The 23,022-nt window shown below is 72.6% G+C and carries 16 protein-coding genes; 8 read left to right on the top strand and 8 right to left on the bottom strand.

The window, feature by feature from the left end:
* Nucleotides 1–55: 55 nt before the first annotated feature.
* Entirely contained in the window at nt 56–2,932 is a 2,877-nt protein-coding gene (locus tag AB0J88_RS35680; protein WP_364355334.1) for a glycoside hydrolase family 48 protein, read from the bottom strand.
* A gap of 203 nt (nt 2,933–3,135) precedes the next feature.
* Between AB0J88_RS35680 and AB0J88_RS35675 the strand changes: the two genes are divergently transcribed.
* From AB0J88_RS35675 to AB0J88_RS35665, 3 genes are all read left to right on the top strand, one after another.
* Nucleotides 3,136–4,620, top strand: coding sequence for a GGDEF domain-containing protein (locus AB0J88_RS35675; protein ID WP_364355088.1), 1,485 nt, complete (start codon nt 3,136–3,138; stop codon nt 4,618–4,620).
* Nucleotides 4,621–4,622: 2 nt separating this feature from the next.
* Nucleotides 4,623–6,101, top strand: coding sequence for a GGDEF domain-containing protein (locus tag AB0J88_RS35670; RefSeq protein ID WP_364355091.1), 1,479 nt, complete (start codon nt 4,623–4,625; stop codon nt 6,099–6,101).
* A 453-nt stretch (nt 6,102–6,554) separates the two neighbouring features.
* Complete coding sequence (locus tag AB0J88_RS35665) at nt 6,555–8,048, top strand: GH1 family beta-glucosidase (RefSeq protein WP_364355094.1); 1,494 nt, start codon at nt 6,555–6,557, stop codon at nt 8,046–8,048.
* Here AB0J88_RS35665 and AB0J88_RS35660 read toward each other — a convergent pair whose 3' ends face one another.
* From AB0J88_RS35660 to AB0J88_RS35650, 3 genes are all read right to left on the bottom strand, one after another.
* Nucleotides 8,049–8,471, bottom strand: coding sequence for a roadblock/LC7 domain-containing protein (locus tag AB0J88_RS35660; RefSeq protein ID WP_364355097.1), 423 nt, complete (start codon nt 8,469–8,471; stop codon nt 8,049–8,051). It abuts the gene before it with no gap.
* Entirely contained in the window at nt 8,468–11,164 is a 2,697-nt protein-coding gene (locus AB0J88_RS35655) for a nitrate- and nitrite sensing domain-containing protein (RefSeq protein WP_364355100.1), read from the bottom strand. The genes AB0J88_RS35660 and AB0J88_RS35655 overlap by 4 nt, the downstream gene beginning before the upstream one ends.
* Before the next feature lie 200 nt (nt 11,165–11,364).
* Nucleotides 11,365–12,705 carry an FGGY family carbohydrate kinase gene (locus AB0J88_RS35650; protein WP_364355103.1) on the bottom strand — a complete coding sequence of 447 codons (1,341 nt, stop codon included), beginning with the start codon at nt 12,703–12,705 and terminating at the stop codon, nt 11,365–11,367.
* 207 nt (nt 12,706–12,912) lie between these two features.
* Here AB0J88_RS35650 and AB0J88_RS35645 point away from each other — a divergent pair, with 207 nt between their 5' ends.
* The 5 genes from AB0J88_RS35645 to AB0J88_RS35625 all read left to right on the top strand — a co-directional run bounded on the left by AB0J88_RS35645 (nt 12,913) and on the right by AB0J88_RS35625 (nt 18,232).
* On the top strand, nt 12,913–14,736 hold the full coding sequence (locus tag AB0J88_RS35645; RefSeq protein WP_364355106.1) for an anthranilate synthase family protein: 1,824 nt from the start codon (nt 12,913–12,915) through the stop codon (nt 14,734–14,736).
* A gap of 163 nt (nt 14,737–14,899) precedes the next feature.
* Nucleotides 14,900–15,718 carry an ABC transporter ATP-binding protein gene (locus AB0J88_RS35640; protein WP_364355109.1) on the top strand — a complete coding sequence of 273 codons (819 nt, stop codon included), beginning with the start codon at nt 14,900–14,902 and terminating at the stop codon, nt 15,716–15,718.
* Nucleotides 15,715–16,512, top strand: a complete 798-nt coding sequence (locus AB0J88_RS35635; protein ID WP_364355112.1) for an ABC transporter permease — start codon at nt 15,715–15,717, stop codon at nt 16,510–16,512. Before AB0J88_RS35640 ends, AB0J88_RS35635 begins: the two co-directional genes overlap by 4 nt.
* On the top strand, nt 16,470–17,618 hold the full coding sequence (locus tag AB0J88_RS35630; protein WP_364355115.1) for a sensor histidine kinase: 1,149 nt from the start codon (nt 16,470–16,472) through the stop codon (nt 17,616–17,618). Before AB0J88_RS35635 ends, AB0J88_RS35630 begins: the two co-directional genes overlap by 43 nt.
* Complete coding sequence (locus tag AB0J88_RS35625; protein WP_364355118.1) at nt 17,615–18,232, top strand: response regulator transcription factor; 618 nt, start codon at nt 17,615–17,617, stop codon at nt 18,230–18,232. The genes AB0J88_RS35630 and AB0J88_RS35625 overlap by 4 nt, the downstream gene beginning before the upstream one ends.
* A gap of 711 nt (nt 18,233–18,943) precedes the next feature.
* On the opposite strand, the gene AB0J88_RS35620 is transcribed toward AB0J88_RS35625, so the two are convergent.
* The 4 genes from AB0J88_RS35620 to AB0J88_RS35605 are packed head-to-tail and all read right to left on the bottom strand — an operon-like array spanning nt 18,944 to nt 22,956.
* Complete coding sequence (locus AB0J88_RS35620; RefSeq protein WP_364355121.1) at nt 18,944–19,933, bottom strand: transposase; 990 nt, start codon at nt 19,931–19,933, stop codon at nt 18,944–18,946.
* Entirely contained in the window at nt 19,930–20,757 is an 828-nt protein-coding gene (locus AB0J88_RS35615; protein WP_364355124.1) for an SDR family NAD(P)-dependent oxidoreductase, read from the bottom strand. The genes AB0J88_RS35620 and AB0J88_RS35615 overlap by 4 nt, the downstream gene beginning before the upstream one ends.
* On the bottom strand, nt 20,744–21,640 hold the full coding sequence (locus tag AB0J88_RS35610) for an alpha/beta hydrolase (RefSeq protein ID WP_364355127.1): 897 nt from the start codon (nt 21,638–21,640) through the stop codon (nt 20,744–20,746). Before AB0J88_RS35610 ends, AB0J88_RS35615 begins: the two co-directional genes overlap by 14 nt.
* Nucleotides 21,637–22,956 (bottom strand): cytochrome P450, encoded by a 1,320-nt coding sequence (locus AB0J88_RS35605; RefSeq protein WP_364355130.1) that lies wholly within the window; start codon nt 22,954–22,956, stop codon nt 21,637–21,639. Before AB0J88_RS35605 ends, AB0J88_RS35610 begins: the two co-directional genes overlap by 4 nt.
* Nucleotides 22,957–23,022: the final 66 nt, after the last annotated feature.

Here is a 23,022-nt window from a genome sequence, read left to right as displayed (position 1 = left end):
GGCCTCTCCGCGCAGAACGATACTCCGTCCTAGGCGCTATGGGTAGCGGGGTGGATCAACCATTCGGGAATAGATGACCGTAGTCCGCGTACGCCATCGCGACGTCGGCCTGTGCCCAGAACCGGTGGTACGTGAACGTCGGTGCCGCACCACCATCCAGGTAGGACTGGACCTTAGGCCAGTCCGGGTCGCGCTTGTAGAACGACCGGATGTCGACGAAACTCTTGCCCGGCGTGATCAGGTCGCCGTTGGGCATGTCACCGCTCCAGCCCGGCGGCAGGTACAGGCCCTGGCCGGTGCTGGAGTCGTAGACGTCGTCGAACCGCCGGTAGTCCTCGCGGGTCTCGGGCGTCCCGACACCCTTCGCGTCGCTGTTCGCGTACAAGGCGTCGATCAGTCCCTTGGCCCCGGTCTTGGCGGCCGTGTTGCCGGACTTGGCGGCGTAGTACATCAGCGTCCGCGCGTACGCGGCGGCGACGCCCACATCGCGACCCTTCTTGGTGACGGTCACGTGCAGGTTCGTGTTGGCGGCGGGCGACGACGGGTTCCAGGTCGTCGGCGCACCGCTCCACGTCATGTCGGACGGGATCTCGAACGCCCCGCCGGTGCCGATCGTGGTGTTCGCCAGCGCCCACGGCACCCACTTGTCGAGCAGCGCCTTGGCCTTCGCGTTGCCGGTCGCGTAGTACAGCTCGGCGATCCGGTGCATCGACCAGACCTGCATGCCGAACCACTGGTTCGAGGGCGGGTCGTGGTAGACGGGGTCGACGTCGTAGAACATGCCGTAGAACGTCGGCGTGCCCGACGGCGGCTGCGCGTACGAGCCGTCCCAGCTGTTCGTCGCACCGCCGGCGATGCCGCCCTCGGCCGACTGGAGCCACTGGTAGAACTCGAGCTGGCGGTCGAAGCTCTTCTGCCAGTCCGAGACCGCCGACGGTGAGCGCGGCTTGAGCTCGTTGACGTTGGTCAACGCCCACGCCGCCATCGGGTTCTGGTAGCCGAAGTGGTTGTGGCTGGAGCCGATCCGCCACGACCAGCCGGCGTTCGGGTCGGTCGCGCCGCCCCAGGCGTAGTACCAGGACATCAGGTAGTGCGCCGAGTCCTTGCCGGAGCCGGCCGCGCACGTGGTGGCACCGACGCAGTTGCCGATCTTCTTGAAGTACTTGTCGAACATCGCGTACCGCAGGTAGTCGCCCATCTTGGCCGCCTTGGCCACGGTGGCCGATACGTCCGCGGCCCGGCCCTGGGCGGTCGCCCAGGTCAGCCCCCAGTAGGCGGCCTCGATGGCCCGCGCGTCGGCGTCCGGCGCGTTGGTGTACTTCCACTGCTTCGCCGGCGAGTTCGGGTCCTTGATGGAGATATCCAGGAAGCCGGCCGGGCCACCGAAGTTGAACGTCTCGCAGGACGGCTGCGGCACGGTCTCCCAGACGGACTCCTGCGGACCCCGCTGGAACGTGTTGATGTACGCGGGCCGCGTGGTCCCGTCGCCGCAACGGCCGAAGCCGTAGGTGTTGTCGACGTCGAGCAGCCAGTGCATGCCGTAGATGTCACCGGTGCCGTAGGTGGACTGGAGCTCCGACCGCAGCGGGTCCTGCCCGACGGGCACGTTGGGTTGCAACGCCGACGGGTACTGGCTCGGCAGGTTGTATTCGGCCGCGTACTGCGGTGTGCCGTTGACCCCTGCTGTGATCTGGTCGTTGTGCGACGGGATGATGTAGCGCTCCATCACCGTCCACGCGTTGTTGAACGGCGCCCAGTTCTGGGTCGCCCGGCCGTACTGCGCCTCGAGCCAGATCCAGAAGCTGAACGCCTCCGAGGTGGTCTCGTGGCCGTGGTCCGGCGCCTCGACGATCAAGGTCTCGATCGAGTGGTACGGGACGCCCTCCTGGCTGAAGTACCCGGAGTTCTTGATCTTCCCGTACTGCTCGAGGAACTTCTCGACGTACTCGTTGTCGCCGGTGGAGCCGTCGTTGTCGATCTCGGTGACGGCGATCGCGACCGGCGCGTAGCCGGTGGCGGACGCCGTGATCGTCGCGGAGCCGCCGACGGTGTCGGAGTCCTCGGCCGCCGAGATGGTCACGGGCACGCCCGTGCTCCAGTTCGAGCTGGTCAGCGTGACACTGGTCGGCGAGACCGAGACGTCGGTGTCGCCGCTGCGCGCCAGCGCGACCGTGACCGAGGACGACGGCGCCGCACTCAGCGTGAGCCGAGTGGACGAGGTCGAGCCCTCGGTGACCGAGACCGACGTCGGGTTCGCCCGCAGCACCGGTCCGGAGGCCTGGCTGACGGTGAAGCTCGCCTCGTCGGTCGCGGTCAGGTTCGCGTTGTCGTACGCCTTGGCCTGCACCGTGTACGAGCCGGCGGGCAGGTCCTCCAGCGTGTACCCGTACGGCGTGGTGGTGTCGGTGTTGACCAGCAGCCCGTTGCGGTAGAACTCGACCTTGCTGACGGTCCCGTCCGGGTCGCTCGCGGTCGCGGAGAGCGCGACGTCGGCGGGCGCCTCGAAGGGGCCGGAGGGCACGGTGAGGTCGACCGTCGGCGGCTGCTGCACGGGCGTGCCGCCGCAGGTCGTGCCGTTGACGGTGAACGCGGTCGGCTTCGGGTTGCTGCCGCTCCAACTGCCGTTGAAGCCGATGCCCGTCGAGCCACCGGTCGGCAGATTGCCGTTCCACGGCATGCTGGTAGCGGTGACCTGGTTGCCGGTCTGGCTCCAGGTGGCCGACCAGCCCTGGGTCACCCGTTGGCTGCCGGGGAAGGCGAAACCGAGGGTCCAGCTGGTGATCGGGTCGCCGAGGTTGCGGATGGTGAGGTTGGCGGTGAAGCCGCCGGGCCATTCGTTGGTCGCGTAGACCACGTCGCAGGCGACGGCGGCCTGGGCCGGGCCGGCTGGCACGGCGACCGCGGCGGCGACCAGGGTGCCGGCGGCCAGCATGGCCACGGCGCGTCTGAGCCTGAGTCTCATGGAAGCGTTGTCTCCTCGCGGAAGCAGGGATGAGCGGCGCGTCCTGCCCGGGACGCGTGCGCGAAGGTCGGCTCCCAACCCGCGATTGGATCGACAGTCTTACATGGGAGCGCTCCCGCAGGCAAGCGTGGCGAACCGCGTACGGTTCGTGGCGCACGTGGTGTGATGGGTCGATGGACCGCGTCCTGGGCGGGGTGCTCGGCATCTTCGCCGTCGCGGCGATCCTGATCTGGCTGGGTCCCGCCCCGGCCATCACGTCGTGGTCGGCGCAGGCGGTGCTGGAGGCCATGTTCACGCTTCTGGCGTGGCGCCTGTGGCGCCGACCCGGGCAGGACTCGCTCTGCCGGCGGTTCTGGGGCGCGGCCGCGATCGCCGGTGTGCTGAAGACGGCCGGCGCCGTCGTCCGTGCGATCGACTTCGCCATCGAGCCGGCGAACGCCAGCAGCCACCGCACCGTGCCGACCCTGCTGGTCGCGGCGGGCTCACTCGTGCTGTTGGGTTTCCTGCTGACCCGACCACCCGACCTGGTCGGACGGGAGCGGTTCCGGCTCTGGCTCGACGCCGCGATCGTCATGGTCGCGGCAGCCGTCTTCGTCTGGAGCATCACGCTGACCGGCAGCGAGCAGGCCAAGGACACCAGCCAGCTCGCCTGGTCGCTGACCGGCTCGGTCATCATGATCGTCTCCGCGTTCGCGGTGGTGCGCCTGCTGATGACCAAGGAGGCGCCGTTCAACCGGATGACCGGGGTCGTCCTCGCGATCGCGATCGCGCTCTTCGGTGTGGAGCACGCGCTCAACCCGCAGCTCGCGGCGGCCGACTCACGGGGGAGCTACATCCTGCGGCTGTTGCCGGCGTTGATCCTCGCGATCTCACCCAACGTCGAACGGCTGCGCGGCACGCTGACGCGCTCCGCCGGCCCGCCGAAGCGGACGAGGGTGACCACACGGCTCCCGTTCATCGCTGTCGGCCTCGTCCAGCTCATGCTGATCATCCAGTTGCCCATCCAGGGGCTGACCATCAAGAGCTGGGGCACCGTGGTCGGCTCGGTGGTGCTCACCGCGGTGGTCGCCGCGCGGCAGAGCGTGGTGCTGATGGAGAACGAGCGACTGGTGAGCCGCCTCGACGAGAGCATCGAGGCGCTCGGCCGGCAGGAGGAGAAGCTGCGCCACGCCGCCAACCACGACCACCTGACGGGCCTGGCCAACCGGGCGTTCTTCGACCACCACGCCCAGCGGCTCGGCAACTCCGACGTCGGCCGGGGGCGGGCGGTGCTGCTGCTCGACCTCAACGAGTTCAAGATGGTCAACGACACCCTTGGTCACCATGCCGGTGACGACCTGCTCAAGCTCACCGCGACCCGCCTGCGGCGCAGTGTGCGGCCAGGCGACACGGTCGCCCGGCTGGGCGGCGACGAGTTCAGCGTGCTGCTGGCCGACGCCTCCGCCGAGGACGCGGTGGCGGCCGCGCACCGCATCCTCGGCGCCCTCGCCAAGCCGGTGCGGGTCGACGGCCGCACGCTGCGCCCGTCCGCCAGCGTCGGCATCGCCGCCAGTGACACCAAGCCGTTCGAGTCGCTCCTGCGCGACGCGGACGAGGCCATGTACGAGGCCAAGCGACGCCACTCGGGTTTCCACGTGCACCCGGACTCCACGGGCTGACCGTGGACCGGATCCTCGGTGCGGCACTCGCCCTCTTCGCGGTCGCCGCGGTCCTCATCGGCTGGGGTCCCGCCCCGGGCGTCACCTCGTGGGCGGCCCAGGCCGTCCTCGACGCGGCCTTCACGACGTTGTCCTGGCAGCTGGCCCAGCGCCGGGGCCAGGGTGCCCGGAGACGCCGGTTCTGGGAGGCCGCGGCCGTGGCGGGCCTCATCCTGGCCGCGGGCGCGGTGCTGCGGGCCGTCGAGGCGGTGACCGACCCGGCGTCCGCGACGGCGATCCGGACCGTGCCAGGCATCCTGCTCACCATCGGCACGGGAGTGCTGCTGGCGACCATGCTCGCCCGACCGTGGCGGGTCTCGCGCCGCGAGCGGTCGCGGCTGTGGCTCGACATGGTGACCGTGATGGTCGGCGCGGCGGTCGCGATCTGGGCCGTCACCGTGAGCAGCCGGAGCTACGACGGCGACCAGGGCGAGAAGGTCTGGGCGGTCGTCGGCGCGGCGACGCTGTTGGTGGCGGCCTTGGCGCTGATTCGGCTGGTGAGCAGCGAGTCGACGCCGGTCCGCAGACGCGCCGGCGTGACGCTCGGGCTGGCGGTGGCGCTGTTCGGCGTCGACCGGGTGCTCAACGCGGACATCGCGGCCGCGCCGGACCTCCGGGCGATCCTGGTGGCCCGGATGGTGCCGGCGTTGCTGTTGCTCGCCTCCGCCCGGTTCGAACAGCTGCGGCGGCCACCCGCGGCCGTGCCGCCCCGGGCGCGTCGATCCGGCGCCCGACTGCCGATCGTCGCGGTGAGCGTGACCCAGATCGTGCTCGTCGTCGAGCTCGCGACTCGCGGCCTGACCAGCCAGACCTGGGGTGCGCTGGCCGGCTCGGTGGTCGTCACCGCGCTGGTCCTGGCCCGCCAGCACGTGGTGCTGGTGGACAACGAGCGACTGGTCCGGCGCCTGGACGAGACCGTCGCGACGTTGGCCCGCGAGGAGGACGCGCTGCGCTACGCCGCCGGCCACGACCACCTCACCGGCCTGGCCAACCGAAGCTCGTTCGACGAGCGGGCGCGGGAGCTCGACGCGCGGGTCGGCGAGGACCGGGCGGTGCTGCTGCTCGACCTCGACGACTTCAAGACCGTCAACGACACCCTGGGCCACCGGGCGGGCGACGACCTGCTCCGGGTCACGGCCGGCCGGCTGGCGGCCTGCCTCGGCCCCACCGACACGGCGGCGCGGATGGGCGGGGACGAGTTCAGCGTCCTGTTGACCGACGCCACCGTCGAGGACGCGGTCGCGGCCGCCCACCGCGTCCTGGGCACCCTGCGTGAGCCGGTCCGGATCGAGGGTCGGACGGTGCGGCCGTCGGCCAGCGTCGGCATCGCCGCGAGCAGCACCAAGTCGTACGAGGCTCTGCTGCGCGACGCGGACGAGGCGATGTACGAGGCGAAGCGCCGGAATTCCGGGTTCCATCTGCACCCGGACGACACGCGATAAATCGAAACTTCCGATCATGTCCAGGGGGTTTCCCGCGCGCTTCGGGGGAGCTACAGTCTGACCAACGTCGATGGGAGCGCTTCCATTGATGAACGTCAGAGTAGGCCGGCGACGGGCCAGCCCGGACTCCGTCGCCGGTCTCCGCTCCCTCTTCGAGAGGAGGTGGAACCACCGCCACTCGCGTGGCCCGGCTCCCGCGCGACACGCACGATGTGGTGCCAACCGACGTGCGTGTATGTAACTGAGGTTGGGGGTGGGGTTGCCCTCCCCGCCCCCAACGCTAGCCCTCGATTGTTACGGGCATGAATCGGTCGACAGGACAGGCGGCGACGCCCAACCGGTCGACCGTCTGCTTTGTCCGGCTTTTTCAGCGTCCGGGGTTCCGGGACCGGGCTTTTCGTTGTACGATCTTGGGAGCGCTCCCAGATCCCACCCCTCGAGGAGACCTGCGACATGACCGTGCTGACCCGGCGGCGCCTGCTGCGCCGCGCCGCTCTCTCGGCCACCGCGGCCACCGCCGCCCGCGTGTCCGTGCGCCCGGCCGGCGGAGTCGCCGTCGCCGCGACGTCGCTGCTCGCCGCCGCCTGCGACCCAGACTCACCGGACGCCGATCCGAACCCCGAACGCCGGCTGGGGCTGCGCTTCCCCGACGACTTCCGCTGGGGTGCCGCGACCTCGGCGTACCAGATCGAAGGTGCCGCGAAAGAAGACGGTCGCGGCGCGTCCATCTGGGACACGTTCAGCCACACGCCCGGCCGGACCCGCAACGGCGACACCGGCGACGTCGCCGCCGACCACTACCACCGCTGGGCGAACGACCTCGACCTGATGAAGGACCTGGGGCTACGCAGCTACCGGTTCAGCATCTCGTGGCCGCGGGTGCAGGCCGATGGCACCGGCAAGGCCAACCAGCGAGGGCTCGACTTCTACCGCCGGCTGGTCGACGGCCTGCACGAGCGCGGCATCGAGCCGATGGCGACGCTGTTCCACTGGGACCTGCCGCAGGCGTTGCAGGACGCAGGCGGCTGGGAGAACCGGGACGTCGCGTACCGGTTCGCCGACTACGCCGCCGCCGTGTTCGAGGCGCTCGGCACCGCCGTGCCGGCCTGGCTGACCATCAACGAGCCCAAGACGGTCGTGCAGAACGGCTACCTCGGCGGCCACCACGCTCCCGGGCTGCGCGACCCGGAGGCGGCCTACCTGGTCGCGCACCATCTCCAACTCGCGCACGGGCTCGCGGTGCGGGCGTTGCGTGCCACCTCCGACGCGCGGATCGGGCCAGCGCTCAACCTGCACCCGTGCTATCCCGCCGACGACCGGCCCGAGACCGAGACGGCGACCCGGCTCTACGACGGCTACGAGAACCGGCTCTACCTCGACTCGATCCTGCGTGGCGCCTACCCGCAGGACGTGCTCGACGACCTCGGACCGGACAGCCGCATGGTGCGCGGGATCCGCGACGGCGACCTCGAGATCATCTCGTCGCCGGTCGACCTGCTGGCCGTGCAGTACTACACGCCCTACTACGTCACCGGCGCCGGCGGGACGGAGAAGCGCTGGCCGACCTCCGAGGCGTTCTGGCAGCAGATCTTCCCGGAGGGGATGTTCGACCTGCTGACCCGGATCACCCGCGACTACGGCCCGCTCCCGCTCACCATCACCGAGAACGGCCTGCCGTGCCCGGACGAGCTCAACGCGGACGGCAGCGTCGACGATTCCGGCCGGATCGAGTTCCTGCGCGACCACTTCGCCGCGGCACACCGCGCGATCGAGGCCGGCGTGCCGCTGGAGAGTTACCACGTGTGGTCGCTGATGGACAACTTCGAATGGGCCGAGGGGTACGAGCAGCGCTGGGGACTGGTCTACGTGGACTACCCGACGCAGCGCCGCGTCCTGAAGCGCAGTGCCCACTGGTACCGCGGAGTCATCAAGGACAACACGGTCTAACTACCTGGGTAGTGCCTGCTGGAGCTCCTCGCGCAGCGCCGGCGTGAGCATCTCGCCGGCCTGCTTGGCCAGCCGGGCCATCTCGTAGCCGACCACGCCGATGTCGGCGTCCGAGCCTGCCAGCGTCGCCAGGATCGAGCCGTCGCGGATGTGCATGACCAGGAAGTAGCCGCGGCCCATCTCGACGACCGTCTGCTTGACGTAGTCGTTGTCGAACATCTGGGCGGCGCCGCTGGTGATGCTCATGACGCCGGAGGTGACCGCGGCCAGCTTGTCGGCGTGCTCGCGCGGCAGGTGGTCGGAGACGGCGATCAGCAGGCCGTCCGAGGACACCACGATCGCGTGCGCGACGCCCGGGACCCGCTGGGCGAAACCGCTGACCAGCCAGCTCAGGTCGCGTGCCTCCCGGCTGAGCGTCGTCATCGTTGCTCCTGTTCTCCGCGCCAGGCCGGCGCGCTCGTCAGATCGTTCGGGTCCTCGGACTCGGCGCGGCGCACCCCGCCGTAGAACTGGTTGAGCAGGCTGCCCACCGCGTCCGGGTCGGCCTCGGTGCGAGGTGCCGGGACCGAGGCGGCGCCGTTGCCGCCCGGAAGCTGGGCCATCGGCACCCGCAGGGGCAGGCCGGTGCGGCCCACTCCCCCGGTCGTCGGCACCGCGGGCGGGGCCGGGGTCCGCGCGGCGGCCTCGGCTGCTCGCGGGATGGCCGGGGAACCGGTGCGGGCGAACCAGGACACGCCCGCGTCGGCGCCGGCCGACCGCCGGCTCGCCTGCGCCGGCACCGGGGCGGGAGCCGGCGCCGGGGCGGGAGCGGGCGCCGGGGCGGGCACCACCGGCGCGGCCGGGGCCGGCACCTCGTGCGCGGGGACGGGGGGTGCGGCGACGGTCGGCACGGCCGGGTGGCCGTTGGTCGCCGGAGCGGTCTCGATCGGCAGCGGGATCGGCCCCCCGGGCACCGTCGGCACTCCGCGGCCCGGCGTCGAGAGGGTGAGCGCCGGCGCCGGGCCGCCGGCCGCCGGACCGCCGGCCGACGGCGCCGGCTGGAGCGACGGAGCCGCGCCCGAGACGGCGGCCACCGCGGCCAGCATCGGGCGTGCCGGCCGGTACGGCAGCTCGGCCTGGTCGTGCACGAGGAGGTCGGCCGGCAGCCGTACGACGGCGACCACGCCGCCGCTCCGGCCGGGGCGCAGCTCGACCCGGATGCCGTGCCGGGCGGCCAGGTGGCTGACCACGAACAGACCCATCCGCTCGGACGCCGCCACGTCGGCGGTCGGCGGCGCGGCCAGGGTGTCGTTGGCCTCCTGCAACGCGGCCGGGGACATGCCCAGGCCGTCGTCGACGATCTCGACCACCGTGCCGACCCGCGAGCCGCCGTGCGCGTACACGTGGACGGTCGTCGTCGGCGGCGAGAACACGGTGGCGTTCTCCAGCAGCTCGGCGAGCAGGTGCACCACGTCGCCGACGGCGTGCCCGACCACGTGCACCGGGTCGATCCCCTCGTGCCGGACCCGCGGGTACGACTCGATGCCGGCCACCGCGGCCAGCACCACGGCCGGCAGCGCGACCGGGTCGCTCCACCGGCGCGTCGACTCGATGCCGGCCAGCACGAGCAGGCTGTCGTCGTTGCGGCGCATGCGGGCGGCCAGGTGGTCCAGCTTGAACAGGTTCTCCAGCTGCTCCGGATCGCTCTCCTCGCGCTCCAGCTCGTCGAGCAGCTCCAGCTGGCGCTCGACCAGCACCTGGCTGCGCCGGGCCAGGTTGACGAACATCGCGTTGACGGTGCGCCGCATCGTCGCCTGCTCGACGCCGACCGCGATCGCGCTGCGGTGCACGGCCATGAACGCCTCGGCCATCTCACCGATCTCGTCGCGTGACTCGATCGGGTTGGGCCAGACGTCGATCTGCGGTACCGAGCCACTGATGTTGCGCAGGCGGTGCAGCGCGTCGGGCAGCTGCACCTGGGCGATCTGCAGGGCGTGGGTCCGCAGGGTACGCAGCGAGCGGCCGATCGAGCGGCCGACGATGATCGAGGCGAGCACCGCGATCACCAGCACGAGCAGGATGCCGCCGGCGACCAGGACGCTGTCGCGCAGCTGTGCGGTGCTGGCCGCCTCGGCCGCCGCGGCGGCGTCGGCGTTGACCCGCTCCTCCACGGTCCGCAACTGCGCGGCGCGGTTCTGGCTCGCCGCCCACCACTGCTCGGCCGGGAGCACCCGCGGCGCTCGGGCGGTGCCGATGGTCTGCTCCTCGAGCCGGGTCGCCTCGACGAACTCCGGCTGGGCCGAGGTGTCGTCGTACATCGTGACCTGGCCGGGCAGGGCGGTCAGCCGGAAGTCGGCGAGCGCGGCGAGCTGCTGGGTGCGCAGGTCGGAGAGGGCGACCAGGTCGTCCGGGCCGTAACCGCCGGCCATCGAGGCGGCGAAGATCCGGGCACGGGCGCGCGAACCGAGCTCCTTGACCCGGGCGATCTGCACCGAGCGGAGCACGGCCTGCGACAGCTCCGCGTGCCGCGCACCCGGCGATGGCTCGGCGAGCAGGGCCACCAGGGCGTCGAGCAGCCGGGTGTACGTGTCGAACACGGTCTGCGGAGTGGCGCTGCCGCCCGCCGCGGTGCGCAGCGTCGGTAGCTGGTCGATCAGCTCGATCGTGCGGCCGTAGGCGACCTGCCAGGAGACGTCGCCGCCGAGGGCCGGGTCCGCCGCCGCGCGGAAGTTCGTCGCCGCCTCGTCGACCGCGGTCTCGTACGGGCGCAGCACGTTGCTCAGCCGGCCGGGGTCCGGTCGACCGCCCGCGTCGAGGGGCGCGGCCAGCTCACCTGCGGTGCGGTCCCGCTCCTGCTGCACGGCGTCCATCAGCGCGGCGATCTCGTCGGCGACGCCGGCCTCGGAGGAGAACTGGCCGAGCGTGTTGGCCTGGGTGAACAGGGTGCGCGCCTGGAAGCCCGCGAGCAGCAGGAACGCCACCGACGGGACGATCAGGACGGCCATCAGCTTGGTGCGGATGCGCCAGTCGCGCAGGCGGTAGCGCGAGTACGGGCGATGAGACGCTAGCCTCGTCTCGGCGCTCTGCCGGCGATGGTGCGGCACGGCGCCTGTCGGCTGCCCGGTCGCTCCTGCCACCAGTGTCCTCCTCGTCGCCCCGGCGCCGGCCACACCGGGAAACCCGTTCATCCAACCAGGCGGCGCGGCGCCGCGCACGGGGACAACCGCCCAGTGTGGTCACCATGAACGCGTGGTGGAGGGGCCAGCCGCCCGTCCGGCGGCGCACACTCGTCCGTCCGGCTGGATCATCCTCGCAGAGAGATCACCAATGGGTCGAGTCACCCGGTGGGTTGGTCCGCCCGACCGAGCGCGACCAGGGCCGCTCCGGTGCAACCCACCTCCGGATCGTCGACGTGCGCCACCTCGCGCGGTGCCAGGGCCAGCTCGAACGCCCGGCGCCACCAGGGTGAGGCGGCGATCGCGCCGCCGCCGAGGGTGACGGCCACGCGATGGTCGACGGTGGACTCCAGCACCTCGAGGTCGGCGAGCACCATCGTGCAGACACCGGCCATGAGCCCGGCGAACATCTCGGTGGCGGTCGTCCCGAAGCCGATGTGTCGCAGCTCGCCGGAGCCGGCCGGCGCGGTGCCCGGCGGTCGGTCGCCGCCCAGCCGCGGGTCCGCTACGGCGCCCGAGAACGGTGCGATCCCCGCGAGGGTCTCCTCCAACGCGGCCCCCTCGGGGAGGCGCAGCTCGCGCCGCGCCCAGGCGAACAGGTTGCCGCCCGCCGAATACGCGGCGCCCGTCACCACCCGCTGGTCGTCGACCCGGTAGCGCCACAGCCGGTGCGGCAGCGGCGGCTGGGTCGCGCCGCGCGGCGCCTGCTGGACCAGCCGCACCGCGGCCGAGGTGCCGACGGTGACGGCGGCCCGGGTCTCGTCGACGCAGCCGGAGCCGATGTTGGACGCGGCACCGTCGCCGACGGCCGGCGACCAGCGTGCTCCGGCCAATGCGGGCCAGCGGCGGGCGTAGTCGGGTCGCAGCCGGCCGTGCCAGCCGAGCGGCGCGAGCGTCGGGACCTGCCCGGTGCCGACGCCGGCGATCTCCAGTGCCTCCGGGTCCCAGTCCATGGCCGCCAGGTCGAGCATCCCGGTGCCGGATGCCTGGGACACCGACATCGGGGCCTCGCCGAGCAACTCGGTGAGGATGTATTCCACGAGCCCGGTGTAGCGGGCCGGCGCCAGCCCGAGGTCGCGCAGCCAGGGCAGCTTGACGGTCCAGTAGAACCGGTGCCACCACGCGCCGGTGCGCTGGTGGAAGGCCTCCGGGTCGAGCGGTCCGGTGGCGCCCTCGGGCGGGGCCGGGCGGGTGTCGAGCCAGGTGACCACGGGGCCGAGGGGGCGGCCGGCGCCGTCGAGCGGGAGCACCGAGTGCCACTGCGCGGACGCCGCGACCAGCCCGATGTCGTCGAGGTGCCCGGCCTTGGCCAACTCGTCGAGGCAGGCGCAGAGGGCCGCGAGGTATTCGTCGGCGTCCAGGGTCGCGGTGCCGCTGTCGTCGGCGGCGATCGACAGGTCGAACCCGCGCCGGGCCAGCGCGCCGGGCCGGGCGCGCACCTTGTCGTCGAAGACCATCGCGCGCACCGACGAGGTGCCCAGGTCCAGGGCGAGAACGTTCATCGCCAGCCACCGTACCCCGCGGGTTCTCTTCCGAATCCCGCGCGCAGCCGGTACGTTGACGTCCGTGCACGCGCGATTGAGCATGTGGTGGCCCGCCGACCCGGCGGCCCACTTCCGCGCGTAACCATCCGACGCGGCCGCCCTCGAGGCGGCCCGCTTGCCGGTTTCCCGCTCGACGGCACCCGCCCGAGCTCAGAGGAAGCCGCCATGCAGATCGATCAGCAACGCCCGTTCGCCCTGGTCCGCCGGGAAGGCGCCGACCACGTCGACGTGTACGCCGGACCGGTCCGGACGCTCACGACGCTCGCCGAGCTCCCGATCCCGTCCCTCGCCGTCGTCCCCTACCGCCAGGTCGCCGAGCGCGGCTTCGACGCCGTCGACGACGACGTACCCCTGGAATGCCTGTCGATCGAGACCCACGACCGGGTGCCGCTCGCGGACGCGCTCGCGGCCCTGCCCGACGCGCCGGTCCGGACCGTCGGGCCGACCGGCTTCGACGTCAGCGACGAGGACTACGCGGCGACGGTGTCGCGGGTGCTGGCCGACGAGATCGGCCGGGGCGAGGGCGCCAACTTCGTCATCCACCGCGCCTTCACGGCCCGGGTCGAGGGCTCGCCGGTGGCGGCGGCGCTGGCCGCGTACCGCCGGCTGCTGCTCGACGAGCGCGGCGCGTACTGGACGTTCCTCGTGCACACCGGCGCCCGGGTGATCGTCGGCGCCTCGCCGGAACGGCACGTCTCGGTCGAGGACGGCCTGGTCATGATGAACCCGATCTCCGGTACGCACCGGCACGGCTCCGGGGTCGACCTGCTCGATTTCCTCGCCGACCCGAAGGAGATCGACGAGCTCTACATGGTGCTCGACGAGGAGCTGAAGATGATGGCCACGGTCGCCGAGACCGGTGGCCAGGTGGTCGGGCCCTCGCTCAAGGAGATGGCCCACCTCACGCACACCGAGTACCTGCTGGCCGGCCGATGCACCCGGGACGTGCGCGACGTGCTGCGCGAGACGATGTTCGCGCCGACGGTGACCGGCAGTCCGATCGAGAACGCCTGCCGGGTGATCGCCCGGCACGAGCAGCGCGGCCGGCGCTACTACGCCGGCGTGCTCGCGCTGCTCGGGCACGACGCCGACGGGCGCCAGACGCTGGACGCGCCGATCCTGATCCGCTCGGCGGAGATCACCGCCGGGGGCGAGCTGCGGGTGCCGGTCGGCGCCACGCTGGTCCGGCACTCGACCACCGCCGGCGAGGTGGCCGAGACCCACGCCAAGGCGGCGGGGATCCTCGCGGCGCTCGGTCTCGTCCCGGCCCGATCGCGAACAGGCGTGCCGGCGTCGCGGGCGGCCGATCCGCGGGTGCAGGAGCTGCTGACCGCCCGCAACACGCACCTGGCGCGGTTCTGGCTCGACGAGCGCCCGGACCCGCGAGCCCTGGTGGTCCCGGCCCTGGCCGGGCGGCGGGTGGTGGTGGTCGACGCCGAGGACACGTTCACCGGCATGCTCGCGCACCAGCTCCGCGCCCTCGGAGTCGACGTCTCCGTGGTGCCGTGGACCGCTCCGGCCTGGGGCGACGCCGACCTGGTGATCGCCGGTCCCGGCCCTGGCGACCCGACCGACCCGGAGTCGCCGAAGATGGCCGCGATGCGCTCCGTGGTGACCGCGCGGCTGGTCGACGGGCGCCCGCTGCTCGGCGTCTGCCTCGGTCACCAGATCCTGTCGTCCCTGCTCGGGCTGGGGATGCACCGGCGCCGAGCGCCGTACCAGGGCGTCCAGCAGGTGGTCGACCTGTTCGGCACGCCGCGCCGGGTCGGCTTCTACTCGACCTTCACGCCGATCGCGCCCGCGGGCGAGCTGTCGTCGCCCTACGGCCCGGTCGAGCTGGCCCGGGCCGCCGACGGCACCGTGCCCGCGCTGCGCGGGCCGACCTTCGCGGGCGTGCAGTTCCACCCCGAGTCGGTGTTGAGCGAGGACGGCCTGACGGCGTTGACCGACCTGCTGCTGCACGTGCTCGCCCCGGTCCCGTCGGCATAGTCGGGGAGTTCCGGGGTACGGCATCCCGCGAGCCGGTGGGTCGGGCGGGTCCGAGAGCCCCCGCTCGGTCCGCCGGCGTCGCACTGTCCACCGGTCGACGGACACTGTGGTTCCGTCCGCCGGTCGTCCCGCGCGGGTCCCTCGGTCGCGAACCATCGAAGGCATGACAGACGACGCGGTACGCGTGCGAGGGCTGCGGAGGTCCTATCGCGACACGGTGGCGGTGGACGGGCTCGACCTGACCATCGCGCACGGCGAGGTGCGGGCGCTGCTCGGGCCGAACGGCGCAGGCAAGACCAGCACGGTGGAGATCCTGGAGGGGCACCGGCCGCGCGACGGCGGCGAGGTCCTCGTGCTCGGCGTCGACCCGGCGCGGGCCGACGTGGCGTGGCGGCGCGAGATCGGGATCGTGCTCCAGTCGACGGCCGACGGTGCCGAGCTCACGGTGGCCGAGATGATCCGGCACGTCGCCCGCTACTTCCCGAGGCCACGCGGGCTCGACGAGACGCTCACGCTGGTCGGGCTCACGGACAAGCGGGACAGCCGGATCCGCAAGCTCTCCGGCGGCCAGCGGCGGCGGCTCGACGTGGCGCTCGGCATCGTCGGGCGGCCCCGGCTGCTCTTCCTCGACGAGCCCACCACCGGGTTCGACCCGGTCGCCCGGCGGCGGTTCTGGGAGACGGTGCGCGGCCTCGACACGACCGTGCTGCTCACGACCCACTACCTCGAAGAGGCCGAGGCGCTGGCCGACCGGGTCACGGTGATCGCCGACGGTCGGGTCGTCGCCGAGGGCACGCCGGACACGCTCGGCAGGCGGGACCTCGCCACGGTCGTATGGCGCGACGGCCGCGAGCAGACCGCCGACCCCGCGGCCGTGGTGGCCCGGCTCAGCGCCGCGTACGGCGGTCAGGTGCCGGGCCTGTCGATCACCCGACCGTCTCTCGAAGACGTCTACCTCGACCTGATCGGAGGCTCCCGATGACAACGCTTGGCCTCGGCTCCGCACGGGCGGGTGTCGAGCTTCGACAGTTCTGGCGGGAACGCGACGCCGTCGTGTTCACGTTCGCATTGCCGGTCGTGCTGCTCACCCTGCTCGGCTCGCTGTTCAGCGGGGTCTACCCGGGCAGCCCGGTGACCTCCGCGCAGTACCTGGTGCCGTCGATGATCGCAGCCGGCGTCGCGTCGACGACCTTCGTCAACCTCGGCGTCGGGATCGCGACCGACCGGGACGACGGCACCCTCAAGCGGCTGCGCGGGCTGCCGACGCCGCCACTGGCGTACCTGATCGGCAAGATCCTGCTCGTCGCCGTCGTGACGGCCGCCGAGGTGCTGCTGCTGTCGCTGGTCGGCGTGCTGCTGTTCGACCTGCCGCTGCCGGCGAGCCCTTCGCGCTGGTTGACGTTCGGCTGGGTCTTCGCCCTCGGCGTGGTGGCGTGCAGCCTGCTCGGTGTCGCGGCCAGCGCGCTGGCCCGGTCCGCGCGCAGTGCGGCGGCGGTGATGAACCTGCCGTACGTCGTGCTCGCGTTCCTCTCGGGCATCTACTACACGCCGGTCGGCGCGCTGCCGGACTGGGTGATCCGGATCGGCTCGGTGTTCCCGCTCAAGTGGATGGCGCAGGGGTTCCGGTCGGCGTTCCTGCCCGACAGCATCCTTCCGCAGGAGGTCGTGCGGTCATGGGAGCATGGGCGCACCGCTCTCGTGCTCACCGCCTGGTGCATCGGAGGACTGGTGCTATGCCTGACGACGTTTCGCTGGCGCGGCCGGCAGTCGAGCTGACCTCGGCGTGGGCGACCCGGTTCCACTGGTTCGACGCGTACTTCGCGGTGGTCGGGGTCGGTGTCTCGGTCTTCGTGCTGCAGACCGCCGACTCCCCCGCCCGCGGCTGGGGTGCGGTCGCGCTGCTCGGCGGGATCGCGGTGCTCTACGTGCTGGTCGGCCGCCCGTTCATGCGCGACGAGGCGATCGGCTGGAGCGGGGTGGTCTACCTCGCCGGCACGTTCGTCCTCTACGCGACGGCCGTCTCGCTGGTCAACACCACGTCGTTCGCGCTGTTCGCAATCTGTCCACAGTGCTTCATGACCCTGCCGGCCAAGGCGGGCGTGGTCGCCGTGACCGCCTTCACCGGCGTACACGTGGTGGTGCTCTGGTTCTCCGAACGGGATCTGGGCCTGATCCTCGAGGTCCTGCCGTCGGCCGTGATGATCGTCGTGCTGACCTCCATCTACGGGATCTGGTCGCAGCGGATCCTCGTGCAGAGCGACGAACGAGCCGCGCTGGTGCGCGAGCTCGCCGCGTCGCGGGCGGAGGTGAGTCGGCTGGGCATGCTGGCCGAGCGGCAGCGGCTGGCGGGCGACATCCACGACACGATCGCGCAGGGACTCTCCAGCGTGGTGATGCTGATCCAGGCGGCACGCGCCGAACCTGACCCCGCACGGGCCGACGGACACCTCGCGCTGGCGCTCGACACGGCCCGCGACAACCTGCACGAGGCCCGGGCGTTGGTGGGGGCGCTGACGCCGGCCCTGCTCGACGGCCGCTCGCTCCTGGACGCGATCCGCCGGCTGGCGCCGGCGGTCGCGGTACGCGGCGACGTCCGTCCATTGTCGACGGGGGTGGACGTGGTGCTGCTGCGGGCCGCGCAGGAGGCCTTGACCAACGCGGCCAAGCACGCCGACGGTCCCGCGGCCGTGTCGCTGGACTACGGTGCGGCGTCGGTGACCCTGACGGTGTGCGACCCGGGCCCCGGCTTCGATCCTTCGGCCGCGTCGGCCGGCTACGGGTTGTCCGGCATGCGCGCGCGGGTGGCTCAGGTGGGTGGTTCGTTGACCGTCGACTCCGCTCCGGGCGGGGCGACCTCGGTGCGGGTGGAGGTGCCGGCGTGATCACGGTGCTGCTGGTCGACGACCATCCCGTCGTGCGGGCCGGCGTGCGCGGCCTGCTCTCCGGCGAGCCGGACATCACGGTGGTCGGCGAGGCCGCGTCCGGCACGGAGGCGGTGGCGGCTGCGCGGGCACTGCGGCCGTCGGTGGTGCTGATGGACCTGCGGCTGCCCGGCCTCGACGGGGTCGGCGCCACCGCCCAGGTGCTGGCCGCGCTGCCCGCGACGCGGGTGGTCGTGCTCACCACGTACGAGACGGACGCCGACATCCTCCGCGCCGTCGAGGCCGGTGCGGCCGGCTATCTGCTCAAGGACGCCTCCCGCACGGACCTGGTCTCGGCGGTGCGGTCGGCGGCCTGCGGCGAGACGGTGCTGAGCCCGTCGGTGGCCACCCGCCTGCTGCACCGGGTGCGCCATCCGCGCGCCGAGAGCCTGTCGGCCCGCGAGGCCGAAGTGCTCCGGCTGGTCGCGCGCGGCCTGTCCAACGGTGAGATCGCGCGGGCGCTGCACATCAGCGAGGCGACGGTGAAGACCCACCTGCTGCGTGCGTTCGCCAAGCTGGGCGTCAACGACCGCACGGCCGCCGTGACCACCGCGATGGCCGCCGGGTTGCTCTGACGGAACCGGCGCGGTCGCGGGCACGTCGCACTAGGTGTGAAGCCACGACTGCTCCCGCTCCTGTTGACCGGCCTCTTCATCACTCCGCTGGCCGGCTGCGCCGATCCGTCCCACGAGCCCGTCGAGCCCGAGCCGGAGGACGGCTCGGCCTACCCGGGCCGTTACCGTGTGAGCGGGACCGTGCTGGAGAACGCCGAGCACGGCCCGCAGCTATGCCGCGGTATGCGGGAGTCCCTGCCGCCGCAGTGCGAAGGGCTCGACATCGTCGCCTGGTCCTGGGACGGCCTCGAACACGAAGACCGTGCCGGGACCCGCTGGGGCGCCTTCGAGCTCGTGGCCACGTTCGACGGCAAGCGCCTCACGCTCGTCGAGCCGCCACAGCCGCCGACCGTCCAGCGGCCGGGTCCAGAACCGGCCTTCACGACACCCTGTCCCCCACCACCCGGCGGCTGGCGGGTGGTCGACGAGGCGAAGGCCACGGTCGCCGCGTACAAGGAGGCGGCCCGATTGGCCGACGCGGAGCCCGACGCCGCCGGCGTCTGGATCGACCAGAACGGTGGCACCAACGACCCGCGCAAGCTGGTGCTGAACGCGCGCTTCACCGGCGACCTGGCCGCGCATGAGGCCCGTCTGCGCGCGGTGTGGGGCGGAGCCCTGTGCGTGTCACAGGCGGCCCGGTCGACCGCCGAGCTCAACCGCATCGCGGCCGAGCTATCGGGCCAGCCGGGAGTCCTCAGCGCCGGCGCGGACCTCCTCACCAACCAGGTCCTCGTTGAGGTCTACCTCGCCACCGACGCCCGCCGGCGAGAGCTGGACGCCCGCTACGGGGTCGGGATGGTCCGGCTGGCCGGTCTCCTGGAGCCGGCTTAGCACGCGGTCCCAGGTGCCGTCCTCCGACCAGCGGCGGTGCCGCTTCCATGCGGTCTGCCACGCGCCGAAGCGGGGTGGCAGCTCGCGCCACGCGATGCCGGTGTGGTCGCGGTAGATGATCGCCTCCACCACCTGCCGTTGTGGTGCCGGTGGGCGCCCGACCGCGGACCGGGCCGCCGGCAGCAACGGGCGGATCCGCGCCCACTGGTCGTCGGTGAGCAGCAGGCCGGTGCTGGTCTTCGCCGGTCGTTCGGGTGCACGGCCGGCGCCGAGCAGGGCCACGGCGGCGGCGATCCCGGTCTCCGCCACGTCGCGCACGTCGCCGCCCTCCTCCAGGACCGTCGCGGTCAGCTCGCGCAGGCCGCCCAGGATGACCAGGGCCAGCTCCCGGGAGACCGGCGCGATGCCCGCCCGGCGGAACGGCTCGTTGCCGGTGAGCCGCTGCACCAGGTCGGCGAGCGCGTTCATCGTGTCCCGCCGCACCCGGCCGGCCACGGGGCCGAGCGACGGGAACTCGCGGATCCAGCACAGCGAGAGCTCCGGGCTGGCCGTGACGTGCGCGATGTAGGCCAGCACGGCCTGCCGGGTCTGCGCCGGCCACGGCGCCGCGGGGTCGACGGCGGTGACGATGCGGCGCATCAGCGCGCCGTTGGCCGCCTCCATGAGGGCGAGCAGGCTCTCGTCCTTCGTCGCGTACACCTGGTAGAACGTGCTCCGCGAGGCGCGCGCGTGCCGCACGATGTCGGCGATCGTCGTCTCCCGGTAGCCGCGCTCCTCGATCGCCCGGTGGAGCCCCTTGAGCAACCGCTCCCGGACCGGGTCGTCGGTCATCGCCGCGACCGGCGCAGGCTCGCCACGATGTCGTAGTAGCGGGTCGGTGCCAGCCGGGCCAGCGCGTCGACCAGGTAGGCGTCGGGGCCGACCAGGATCCGCGCCTGGCCCCGGTCGACTCCCTTGTGGATGATCGCGGCGGCCCGCTCGGGCGTCGTCCGGGCGATCGCGTCGAACTCGGCCGCGATCTGCTCGTGCGTGCGCCCCCGCCCCTCGGGGTCCGAGCGGAACCGGGCGTTGCGCGCGATGTTGGTCTTCACCCCACCCGGGTGTACGGTCGCCGCCCGCACCCCGGTGCCGCGCAGCTCCTGGCGGAGCGCCTCGGTGAACCCGCGCACGGCGAACTTCGCCGCGCAGTAGGCGCTCTGGTACGGGACGCCGATCAGCCCGTACACGCTGGAGGTGTTGACGATCGTGCCGGAGTCCTGGGCGACGAGCGCCGGCAGGAACGCGCGGACGCCGTTGACCACCCCGCGGAAGTTGATGTCGTGGAGCCAGTCGTCGTCGGCCGGCACGGCGCCGAGCACCGACGAGCCGATCGCGACGCCCGCGTTGTTGAACACCGCACCGAGCGGTGCCGGCGCCCAGTCGGTCACCGTCGCGGCGAACGCGGTCACCGCCGCCGCGTCGCGCACGTCGAGCACGTGCCGCAGCACCGGCCCGGTCAGGTCGGCCGAAGCCTCCTTGAGCCCGGGCTCGTCCACGTCGGCCATCGCCACCGGGCAGCCGGCCGCGGACAGCCGCCGGGCCAGCGCCCGGCCGATTCCCGACGCGGCGCCGGTGACGACGACCGTGCGACCCGCGAGCGCCTCAGGCCGGGACATCGGCGGGCCTGTCCTGCGCGTGCCCGGCGATCAGCTCGGCCAGCCGGGGCCAGGCGCCGGCCGGGCAGTCGTGGCCGAGGCCTTCGATGACGACGAGACGCGAGCCGGGGATCGTCTCGTGGGTCACCCGGCCGCCGCTCGGGTGCACCATCCGGTCGCGGTCGCCGTGCACGACGAGCGTCGGCACCCGGACCTCGCGCAGCTCGTGGGTCCGGTCGCCGGAGGCGTAGATGGCGGCGAGCTGGCGGCCCACGCCGGCCGACGACCGGTCCCGGTCCCAGGCCTCGCCCGCCCGCGCGCCCACGGCGTCCTCGTCGAAGGGAAAGCCGTGCGAGCCGATGTGGCGGAAGATCCGCACCGCGCGGGCGACGGCCTCCGCACGGGTTCGCGGTGGCCGGCTCGCCAGCAGCGCCCACGTCGACCACGCCGGACGGCCCACCTTGGGCGCGCCGGTCGTGGACATGATCGAGGTCAGCGTGCGGACCCTGGACGGGAAGTGCACCGCCACGGTCTGCGCGATCATCCCGCCCATCGAGACGCCGACCAGGTGGGCGCTGGGCAGGTCGAGCGCGTCGAGCAGCCCGGCGGTGTCGCGGGCCAGGTCACCGAGGTGGTACGCGTGTGCCGGGATGCGGCCGCGGACGATCGCCGGCAGGGACGGCGGCCTGTAGTCGGCGTGGGTCGAGCGGCCCACGTCCCGGTTGTCGAACGCGATCACGCGGTAGCCGCGCTCGGCCAGCAGGTCGCGGAAGCCCGTCGGCCACGAGAGCAGCTGCATGCCCAGACCGGCCACCAGCACCAGCGGTGGGCCGTCGGGATCGCCGGTCTCGGTGTAGCACAGGGTGATCCCGCGCCCGACGTCCGCGAAACGTTCCTCGGTCACGCGCCGACCTCCATCCGGGCTTCCTGTGCCTTCGGCCTTGCCTTGTCGCGCTGGTGCAGGACCACCCGGCCACCCCGGTGCGGCGCGTAGGCGACGCCGCGGGAGTGCCACCGCTCGTCCGGCGCGTACGTCGTGCGCAGCTCGAAGTCACGCAGCAGCGTGCGCAGGACCACGGTCATCTCCAGGTTGGCGAAGGCGGCGCCGACGCAGCGCCGGGTGCCGCCGCCGAACGGGATCCAGGCGTACGTGGCCGGCTTGACGCCGACGAAACGGCCGGGGTCGAACCGCTCCGGGTCGGGGAACGCCTCCGGGTCGTTCTGCACGAGGTCGATCCCGGCGAGCACGCTCCACCCTTTCGGCACCTCGAACCCCTCGACGACCAGGCCGTCGGCGCGGACCTTGCGGGCGGTGTTGAGCACCACCGGCCGGGTGCGCTGGAGCTCCAGGATCGTGGCGGCGAGCAGGTCCGTGCCGCCTTGGTCGAGGTCGTCGACGAGCGCGTGCAATGCGGCCGGGTGGCGGGTGAGCCGTTCCATCGCCCAGGCCAGTGTGGTCGCGGTCGTCTCGTGTCCGGCGGCGAGCAGGGTCAGCAGCTCGTCGCGGACGTGCGCGTCGGACATCGGCGCGCCGTCCTCGTAGCGGCTCTGCAGCATCATCGAGAGGATGTCGTCGCCCGGCTCTTCCCGGGCGCGTTCGATGAGCCGCTGGACGATCCCGTCGTACGCGGCGCGGTATTCCCGCAGTCGCCGCCACGGGTTCCACGGGCCGATCGAGCGTTCCTTGAACGGGACGACGGCCATCCGCGACCCGTACGTGACGAAGCGCGGAAGCTTCTCGCGGAGCTCCTCGAGCTCCTTGCCGCCGGCGCCGAAGACGGCCCGCAGGATCACGTTGAGGGTGATCCGCATGAACGGCGTGAGCGTGGCGAACTCCCGGCCCAGCGGCCAGGTGTCGGCCTCCTTGCGGAACTCCTCCTCGATCAGGCCGGCGTACGCCTGCATCCGCTTGCCGTGGAACGGCGGCACGAGCAGCTTGCGGCGGAGCCGGTGCGGCTCGCCGTCGAGCCCGAAGATGGAGCCGCTGCCGAGCATCCGGCTGAGGTTGGGCTGCGGGGTGCCGGCGATCTCGGGGCTGGCGGTGAAGAGCTGCTTGAGCCGTGTCGGGTCGCTGATCACCAGCGTCTTCCCGAACGGCGGCACGTCGAGGACGAACGTGGGGCCGTAGCGGTCGCGCACCGACATCAGGAATCGGCGGCGGAGAAGCACCATCCCGAGCGCCTGCCCCACCTTGGGAATCCGAACCACGGGTGGGTCCATACGTCCTCCTCTGGGGAGTACCGCCGCGTACCCGACACGAGCACGGTAGCCCCGCCGCGCGGCGGG

The organism is Asanoa sp. NPDC049475 (genome assembly GCF_040676915.1).
Taxonomy (GTDB): domain Bacteria; phylum Actinomycetota; class Actinomycetes; order Mycobacteriales; family Micromonosporaceae; genus Asanoa.
This window is presented reverse-complemented; position numbering and strand designations above follow the sequence as displayed.